The sequence below is a fragment of the Neorhizobium descurainiae genome (genome assembly GCF_051400715.1).
In the GTDB taxonomy this organism is placed as follows: Bacteria; Pseudomonadota; Alphaproteobacteria; order Rhizobiales; family Rhizobiaceae; genus Neorhizobium.
On the sequence record NZ_JBLFFK010000005.1, the window covers coordinates 301,374 to 308,566 of the forward strand.

Consider the following 7,193-nt stretch of genomic DNA (forward strand, 5'->3'; position numbering starts at 1 on the left):
CACGGTCCGGGCGTTGCGGTCATGAGGTTGCGATCTGCCGCTCGATCGCCTTGGCCGCCTGCCAGAGTTCTTCCATGCGCTCCAGCGTGGCGGCCTGCAGTGTCTCATTCGATTGTTGAAGAGATGTTTCTATGTAATTGAACCGGCGGCGAAACTTCGTGTTCGTCCCGCGAAGGGCCTCTTCCGGGTCGGCCTTCACATGCCGGCCGATATTGACCAGCGCGAAGATGAGGTCGCCGAGCTCGTCCGCCACCTTGTCCTGCTTGCCGCTTCGCAGCGCCTCGCGCAGCTCGCCGATCTCTTCTTCGATCTTGTCGAGGATGGGTTCCGCCTCCGACCAGTCGAAGCCCACCCTGGCGGCCTGACTCTGCAGCTTCAATGCCTCGGTGAGCGCCGGCTGGCTGCGGTGGACGGTGCCAAGATAGCCGAGCTTGAAATCCTCCGTGATCCCCCGTTTGGCCTTGCGCTCGGCCCGCTCGCGCTTTTCCTCCGCCTTGATTGCATCCCATTGCACCTTCACCGCACTCGGCGTGTCGGCATCGGGGCGGACCCCGGAAGGCGGGAAGACATGCGGATGCCGGCGGATCATCTTCTTCGTGATCGCCTCGACCACGTCGCCGAAGGAAAACTCGCCGGCTTCCTCCGCCATGCGGGCATGAAAGACCACCTGCAGCAGGAGGTCGCCCAGCTCCTCGCAAAGGTCGCCCATGTCGTTGCGCTCGATCGCGTCGGCCACCTCATAGGCCTCCTCGATCGTATAGGGCTTGATGGTCGAAAAATTCTGTTCGAGATCCCAGGGGCAGCCGGTGCCGGGCGTGCGCAATGCGGCCATGATCTCGATCAGCCGCGAAATATCCTTCGATGGTTCCATGGAGTTTTCCTTGCCGCTCAGGCGAGCGGTATACTGTTCTCGGCTTTGCCGGATTGGTAGCTGTCGGAGAGCCGCTGGTAAGCTGCCTTGATGCGGAGGGTCCGTGCCTGGAGTTCGGAGCGCAGGGGTTCGTCCTCGCTTTCCACGAGATCGGCGATGAAGTAGGAGTTCCAGAACGCGTTGCTGCGCCGGTAGCCGCCGGGCTCCAGCCCGAACACTTCTTTCAGGATCTTGAGATCGTGCGGGATGGCGAAGGCGTCGCGCGAATCCTCGTGGCTGAAAAACGAATAGAAATTGTCGAAGCCCGCCCAGGTGATCGCCGACATGCACATCGTGCATGGTTCATGGGTGGATAAGAAAATCAAATCCCTGGTCGCGATATCCGGGGTCGTCTCATAGAAGCGCTTGAGCGTGTGGACCTCGCCATGCCAGAGCGGATTTTCAAGCTCGTTGTTGGTTTCGGCTACGACCAGCGACAGGTCGGATTTTTTGAGGATCGCCGCGCCGAACACCTTGTTGCCGGCCGCGACGCCCTTTTCCGTCAGCGGCAGGATATCGTGTTCGATGACGTCGAGGAGGCGGGCGGCAATTGTCATGACGGCTTCTTTGTAACGGAGTGTCTAGGCAGTTTATGGCGCGGAACGAAGGGATAAGGGTAAAACGCTTTAATCTACAAAGACTGGAGAAATATCGTTTGCGGTGGCTTTTGCTCAAGAACCGATTGATCATGAAACAGAAATACCCTCAGTCAATTCACTTCGCATATCCATTCCTTCTATTTCATCATCCTTTTGTGGATATTCCTGTTATATGATTCAGGATACCCGCATGTCTTCAAGCCAAGAACGCCTGTCGGTTTTTCCGGCCTTCTTCCGTGTGAGCGGAAGGAGCGTTCTCGTATTCGGCAATGGCGACGAGGCCTTTGCCAAGGCTCGGCTGCTCGGTAATACCGATGCGCGCGTCGTCGCCCATGCGCCGGCGCCGGAAGAGGACTATGCCGCATATCTTGCCGCGCAGGGCATCGAGATCGTCCGCGCCGAATTTTCGCCCGCGCAGGTCAGGGGTGCCGCGCTGGTTTTCGCCGCGACCGGCGATGCGGCTCAGGACCGGGCCGTCGTGGCGGCCGCCAGAGCGGAAAAAATCCCGGCCAATGCCGTCGACCAGCCGGACTTCTGCGATTTCTACACGCCGGCCATCGTCAACCGCGCCCCGGTTGCCATCGCGATCGGCACGGAAGGGGCGGGCCCGGTTCTCGCCCAGATGATCCGCGCCCGCATCGACCAGATGCTGTCGCCGTCGCTCGGCCGGCTGGCGCGCCTGGCGGCCGACTATCGGGATGCCGCCGAACGTCTCGTGCCGCGCGGCGTCTCGCGCCGCATCTTCTGGCGCCGCTTCTTCTCGGGCGATGTCGCCGATGCTGTGGCCGCGAACGACGCCGTCGCCGCGCGCCGTTCCGCCAACGCGCTGCTCTCCACCAGCGGTCGCGCAAGCGGTCATATCTGGCTGGTCGGCGCCGGCCCGGGCGCCGAGGATCTGCTGACGCTGCGCGCCCAGCGCGTGCTGATGGAGGCCGACGCGATCGTCTACGACGCGCTCGTGCCGCAGGCGATCGTCGACATGGGGCGCCGCGACGCCGAGCGTCTGTCGGTCGGCAAGCGCAAGAACTGCCACTCCAAGTCTCAGGACGAGATAAACCGTCTGCTGGTCGAGCTCGGCCGTCAGGGCAAGCGCGTCGTGCGCTTGAAGTCCGGCGATCCGCTGGTCTACGGCCGCGCCGGCGAGGAGATGGCGGCGCTCCGCGAGGCCGGCATCTCCTACGAGATCGTGCCGGGCATCACCTCGGCCGTTGCCGCCGCCGCCGATTTCGACCTGCCGCTGACATTGCGCGGCGTCGCCTCGTCGCTGATCTTCACGACCGGCCACGATCTCACCGGCGACGTGCTGCCGGACTGGGCGAGCCTTGCCGTATCCGGCGCGACGATCGCCGTCTACATGGGCCGCACGGTCGCCGCGTCCGTCGCCGAACGGCTGATGGGCGCCGGCCTCGCTCCGGATACCACCGTTGCGGTGATCGAGAATGCCAGCCGCGCCGACCGCAGGCTCTTCCACGGCGTCTTGAAGGAACTGCCGGATTTGGAAGCCCGCGACGATCTCTCCGGCCCGGTCATGGTGATCATCGGCGAGGCTGTCGCCGGTGCGAATTTTGAAAAGTCCGAGCCGCTTTCGGCCTACAAAGGCGCGGTTCGCCAGGAAGTGGAACAGACAAGATGACCGACAAGGTTCTCACCGCCAACCGCCTTTCGGACGGCATCGCCGTCTGGCTCGATGCGAACGGCCGATGGGTGGAAAACCTCCAGGACGCGATCGTTGCGCGCCACGCCGAGGCCGTCGCCTCGCTGGAAGCGATCGGCAAGCGTGATTTCGCCGAGAACCGGGTGGTTGACGTCGCGGTCGTCGATGTTCAGGAGCAGGACGGCAAGCTCTGGCCGATCCGCTTGCGCGAGCGCATTCGTGCTCAGGGTCCCACCATGGAATATGCAGTCGGCTATCGCGCCGCCGACCCGAAGTTTATCGCAGTCTGAGGAAATCATGTACCGTTACGACGAATTCGACCACGCATTTGTCACGAGCCGCGTGGAGCAGTTCCGCGATCAGGTCGCGCGTCGCCTTTCCGGCGAGCTGGCGGACGATGCCTTCAAGCCGCTGCGCCTGATGAACGGCGTCTACCTGCAACTGCATGCCTATATGCTGCGCATCGCCATTCCCTACGGCACGCTGAATTCGCGCCAGATGCGCATGCTCGCCCATATCGCCCGCAAATACGACCGCGGCTACGGCCATTTCACCACACGCCAGAACATCCAGTTCAACTGGCCGAAGCTGTCGGACACGCCGGACATCCTGGCCGAGCTCGCGACCGTCGAGATGCACGCGCTGCAGACTTCCGGCAACTGCATCCGCAATGTGACCGCCGACCATTTCGCCGGTGCGGCCGCCGACGAGGTCGCCGATCCGCGCCCCTATGCGGAAATCCTCCGGCAATGGTCCTCGGTCCATCCGGAATTCTCCTTCCTGCCGCGCAAGTTCAAGATCGCCGTCACCGGCGCCGAGCGCGACCGCGCCGCGATCCAGGTGCATGACATCGGCCTGCACCTGAAGAGGAACGACAAGGGCGAGCTCGGTTTCGCCGTCTATGTCGGCGGCGGGCAGGGCCGTACGCCTCTCATCGCCAAGAAGATCCGCGACTTCCTGCCTGAGGAGGACCTGCTCTCCTACACGACCGCGATCATGCGCGTGTACAATCTCTACGGCCGCCGCGACAACAAGTACAAGGCGCGCATCAAGATCCTCGTGCACGAGACGGGCGTCGAGGAGCTGACCCGCCAGGTGGAGGAGGAGTTTTCCCATCTGCAGGGCACCGAACTGAAGCTGCCCGAGGCCGACGTGCAGGCAATCGCCAGCTATTTCGCGCCGCCGGCCCTGCCGGATCGCGCCGAAGGCTGGGCGCAGCTTGCCGGCTGGAAGAAGACGGACGGGAATTTTGCCCGCTGGGTGAGCCAGAACGTCCAGCCGCACAAGCATCCCGACTACGGCATGGTGACGATCTCGCTGAAACCCATCGGCGGCATCCCCGGCGACGCTTCCGACGTGCAGATGGATGCGATCGCCGATCTGGCCGAGGAATTCGCCTTCGACGAGATCCGCATCAGCCACGAGCAGAACGTCATCCTGCCGCATGTGGCGCTGGCCGATCTGGAGCCGCTCTACCGCGCTCTGGTGGCCCACAACCTCGCGACCGCCAATGCCGGCCTCATCACCGACATTATCGCCTGTCCGGGGCTGGATTATTGCGCGCTGGCGAATGCCCGTTCGATCCCGGTGGCGCAGGAAATCTCCACCCGCTTCGGTTCGCCGGAACGCCAGGCGGAGATCGGCGAGCTGAAGATCAAGATCTCCGGCTGCATCAACGCCTGCGGCCATCACCATGTCGGCCATATCGGGCTTCTCGGCGTCGAGAAGAAGGGCGCCGAGCTCTACCAGATCACGCTTGGCGGGTCCGGCGACGAGAACACCTCGATCGGCGAGATTATCGGCCGCGGCTTCGAGCCGAACAAGGTGACCGACGCCATCGAGACGATCGTCGACACTTATCTCGGCTTGCGCCAGTCCAGGGAAGAAACCTTCCTCGAAGCCTATCGCCGCGTCGGGCCGCAGCCGTTCAAGGATGCGCTCTACGGCGATGCCAAGGCAGAAGCGGCGTAAAGGGGCAGGCGAGATGACCAGAATCTGGAGAGAGACCGGCTTCGTCGAGAACGACCCCTGGGTGGTCGAGACCGAAGAGGTGAAGGCGACCGGGGACCAGAAGGCGCTGCTGCCGCTCGGCGAGCTGATCGAGAAGGCGGAGGCGAGCAACGACGTCGGCCTCGGCGTGCTGATCAGGCCCGGCGACGACGTCAGGCAGCTGGAACCCTATCTTTACCGCCTCGAAATCGTCGCGGTGGACTTCCCGGCCTTCAACGACGGCCGCGCCTTTTCGCATGCCTCGCTCCTGCGCGACCGGCTGGCCTACCGTAACGAGCTGCGCGCGGTGGGCGACGTGCTGATCGACCAGATCCCGCTGATGCTGCGGGTCGGCATCGACAGCTTTTCCGTGAAGAACGCCACGGCGCTGAAACGGCTGGAGGAGGGCAGGCTGCCCGGCATCGCCGTCCACTACCAGCCGACGGCGCGGGCGGCGGAAAAAGGCGAGGGCTACAGCTGGCGCCGCCGCACCGTGCCGGCCTGACGACCCGGCCGGCGCGCGTCAAAAGGTGACTTCTCCGCACATATTTTCTTGAACATCCGCGACAAAGGTTCGCGGATGCCTTCAAAACGGCGGTTGTTTGGTATATTTCGCTTCTGCGAAGAACGATGAGACTGAGACGAAGATGAACGCTCCAGCGAAGACAGAAGAATTTGCGGTCCAGAATCCGATGAAGATCCCCGACGGCGTCTATGCCGAAACCGTGCTCGCCGTCGAACATTACACCGACCGCCTGTTCCGCTTCCGCATGACGCGGCCGGCCGCCTTCCGCTTCCGCTCGGGCGAATTCGCGATGATCGGCCTGATGGTCGGCGACAAGCCGGTCTACCGCGCCTATTCGGTCGCCAGCCCTGCCTGGGACGAGGAGCTGGAATTCTTCTCGATCAAGGTGCCGGACGGGCCGCTGACCTCGCACCTGCAGAAGATCAAGCCCGGCGACACGGTGCTGATGCGCAAGAAGCCGACCGGCACGCTGGTGCTCGATGCGCTGACGCCGGGCAAGCGGCTCTACATGTTCTCGACCGGCACGGGCATCGCGCCCTTCGCCAGCCTCATCCGCGACCCGGAGACCTACGAGAAGTTCGACGAGGTCATCCTGACGCATACCTGCCGCGAGGTGGCCGAGCTGAAATACGGCTTCGACCTGATCGAGGAGATCAGGAACCACGAATTCCTCGCCGAAGTCGTGGGCGACAAGCTGAAGCATTACCCGACCGTCACCCGCGAGGACTTTTCGCACACCGGCCGCATCACCGACCTGATCGAGAGCGGCAAGCTGTTTGCCGATCTCGGCGTGCCGCCGCTCGATCCGGCCGTGGACCGCGGCATGATCTGCGGCTCTGCGGCGATGCTGAAGGACACCAAGGACCTGCTCGAAAAGGCGGGGCTCACCGAAGGCGCCAACAACAAGCCGGGCGAATTCGTCATCGAGAGAGCTTTCGTCGGCTAATCCATAGGAGGGAGCCGCTTTTCCCGCTTGCGGCGGGCGGCATCCCAGATCTCAGGTCTCCACCGGTCGGGTGACGTGCGGGCGATTTCGATCGCGACGTCGTCGAGCATCCGCCGCTCGCCGTCGCGTGCCTCAAAAAAATGGCTGTCGGAGCCGAGAAAGCCTTCCGCGAACCGCGCCCTCTCGTAAACCGTATCGAACAGCTTTCGCTGCTCGGCGGTCAGGTTCAGCAGGCAGCAGGGCTCGTTGCTGGACTTGAAATGCCAGTAGCAGCTATTCCTGCGGCGGCAGTCGCGTCGACGGCATACCATGTGGGGCAGGGCAAGCATTTCGGCGGTGCGGGCGGCGAGATAGGTCTTTATGGGCGGCTTTTCGTAAGGCATGGTAACCCCTTGGCGATCTTGGGTTTTTGTTTCGGACGGGGCGCTGAAAGCTGCCTCGTAAGTTTTAGTTTAGGTGACACCTCTCAGCGCCCCGTTCGGCGGTTTATGCCCGCGACTCCGGTCCCTCTGCCTTGGCCTTCCCGGACGGTGTTCGTCTGACCCTTCCGGACCACGGGCGAACCGACT

8 protein-coding genes are annotated in these 7,193 nt (G+C 63.4%); 5 read left to right on the top strand and 3 right to left on the bottom strand.

What is annotated here, in order from left to right; translation table 11 throughout:
- Positions 1-19: 19 nt before the first annotated feature.
- Positions 20-871: a nucleoside triphosphate pyrophosphohydrolase gene (gene mazG / locus ACMGE0_RS12575; protein WP_436816185.1), complete on the bottom strand. Its 852-nt coding sequence runs from the start codon at positions 869-871 to the stop codon at positions 20-22.
- Between the two features lie 17 nt (positions 872-888).
- Complete coding sequence (locus ACMGE0_RS12580) at positions 889-1,467, bottom strand: nucleoside deaminase (protein WP_436816186.1); 579 nt, start codon at positions 1,465-1,467, stop codon at positions 889-891.
- A gap of 232 nt (positions 1,468-1,699) precedes the next feature.
- Between ACMGE0_RS12580 and cysG the strand changes: the two genes are divergently transcribed.
- The 5 genes from cysG to ACMGE0_RS12605 all read left to right on the top strand — a co-directional run bounded on the left by cysG (position 1,700) and on the right by ACMGE0_RS12605 (position 6,624).
- The gene (gene cysG, locus ACMGE0_RS12585) at positions 1,700-3,142 is read left to right on the top strand and encodes a siroheme synthase CysG (RefSeq protein ID WP_436816187.1); all 1,443 of its coding nucleotides are present in this window, start codon (positions 1,700-1,702) and stop codon (positions 3,140-3,142) included.
- On the top strand, positions 3,139-3,453 hold the full coding sequence (locus ACMGE0_RS12590) for a DUF2849 domain-containing protein (protein ID WP_436816188.1): 315 nt from the start codon (positions 3,139-3,141) through the stop codon (positions 3,451-3,453). The genes cysG and ACMGE0_RS12590 overlap by 4 nt, the downstream gene beginning before the upstream one ends.
- 7 nt (positions 3,454-3,460) lie before the next feature.
- Entirely contained in the window at positions 3,461-5,134 is a 1,674-nt protein-coding gene (locus ACMGE0_RS12595) for a nitrite/sulfite reductase (protein ID WP_436816189.1), read from the top strand.
- 13 nt (positions 5,135-5,147) lie between these two features.
- Positions 5,148-5,657: a DUF934 domain-containing protein gene (locus ACMGE0_RS12600; protein WP_436816190.1), complete on the top strand. Its 510-nt coding sequence runs from the start codon at positions 5,148-5,150 to the stop codon at positions 5,655-5,657.
- A 142-nt stretch (positions 5,658-5,799) separates the two neighbouring features.
- Positions 5,800-6,624 carry a ferredoxin--NADP reductase gene (locus tag ACMGE0_RS12605; protein WP_436816191.1) on the top strand — a complete coding sequence of 275 codons (825 nt, stop codon included), beginning with the start codon at positions 5,800-5,802 and terminating at the stop codon, positions 6,622-6,624.
- Here ACMGE0_RS12605 and ACMGE0_RS12610 read toward each other — a convergent pair.
- Positions 6,621-7,007: a hypothetical protein gene (locus ACMGE0_RS12610; protein ID WP_436816192.1), complete on the bottom strand. Its 387-nt coding sequence runs from the start codon at positions 7,005-7,007 to the stop codon at positions 6,621-6,623. The two genes, ACMGE0_RS12605 and ACMGE0_RS12610, sit on opposite strands and share 4 nt — an antisense overlap.
- Positions 7,008-7,193 lie beyond the last annotated feature (186 nt).

Excerpts from the sequence above, each read along its gene's own strand:
- cysG (WP_436816187.1), top strand. The coding sequence starts at position 1,700 with ATGTCTTCAAGCCAAGAACGCCTGTCGGTTTTTCCGGCCTTCTTCCGT.
- ACMGE0_RS12580 (WP_436816186.1), bottom strand. The coding sequence starts at position 1,467 with ATGACAATTGCCGCCCGCCTCCTCGACGTCATCGAACACGATATCCTG.
- ACMGE0_RS12600 (WP_436816190.1), top strand. The coding sequence starts at position 5,148 with ATGACCAGAATCTGGAGAGAGACCGGCTTCGTCGAGAACGACCCCTGG.
- mazG (WP_436816185.1), bottom strand. The coding sequence starts at position 871 with ATGGAACCATCGAAGGATATTTCGCGGCTGATCGAGATCATGGCCGCA.
- ACMGE0_RS12590 (WP_436816188.1), top strand. The coding sequence starts at position 3,139 with ATGACCGACAAGGTTCTCACCGCCAACCGCCTTTCGGACGGCATCGCC.
- ACMGE0_RS12605 (WP_436816191.1), top strand. The coding sequence starts at position 5,800 with ATGAACGCTCCAGCGAAGACAGAAGAATTTGCGGTCCAGAATCCGATG.
- ACMGE0_RS12610 (WP_436816192.1), bottom strand. The coding sequence starts at position 7,007 with ATGCCTTACGAAAAGCCGCCCATAAAGACCTATCTCGCCGCCCGCACC.
- ACMGE0_RS12595 (WP_436816189.1), top strand. The coding sequence starts at position 3,461 with ATGTACCGTTACGACGAATTCGACCACGCATTTGTCACGAGCCGCGTG.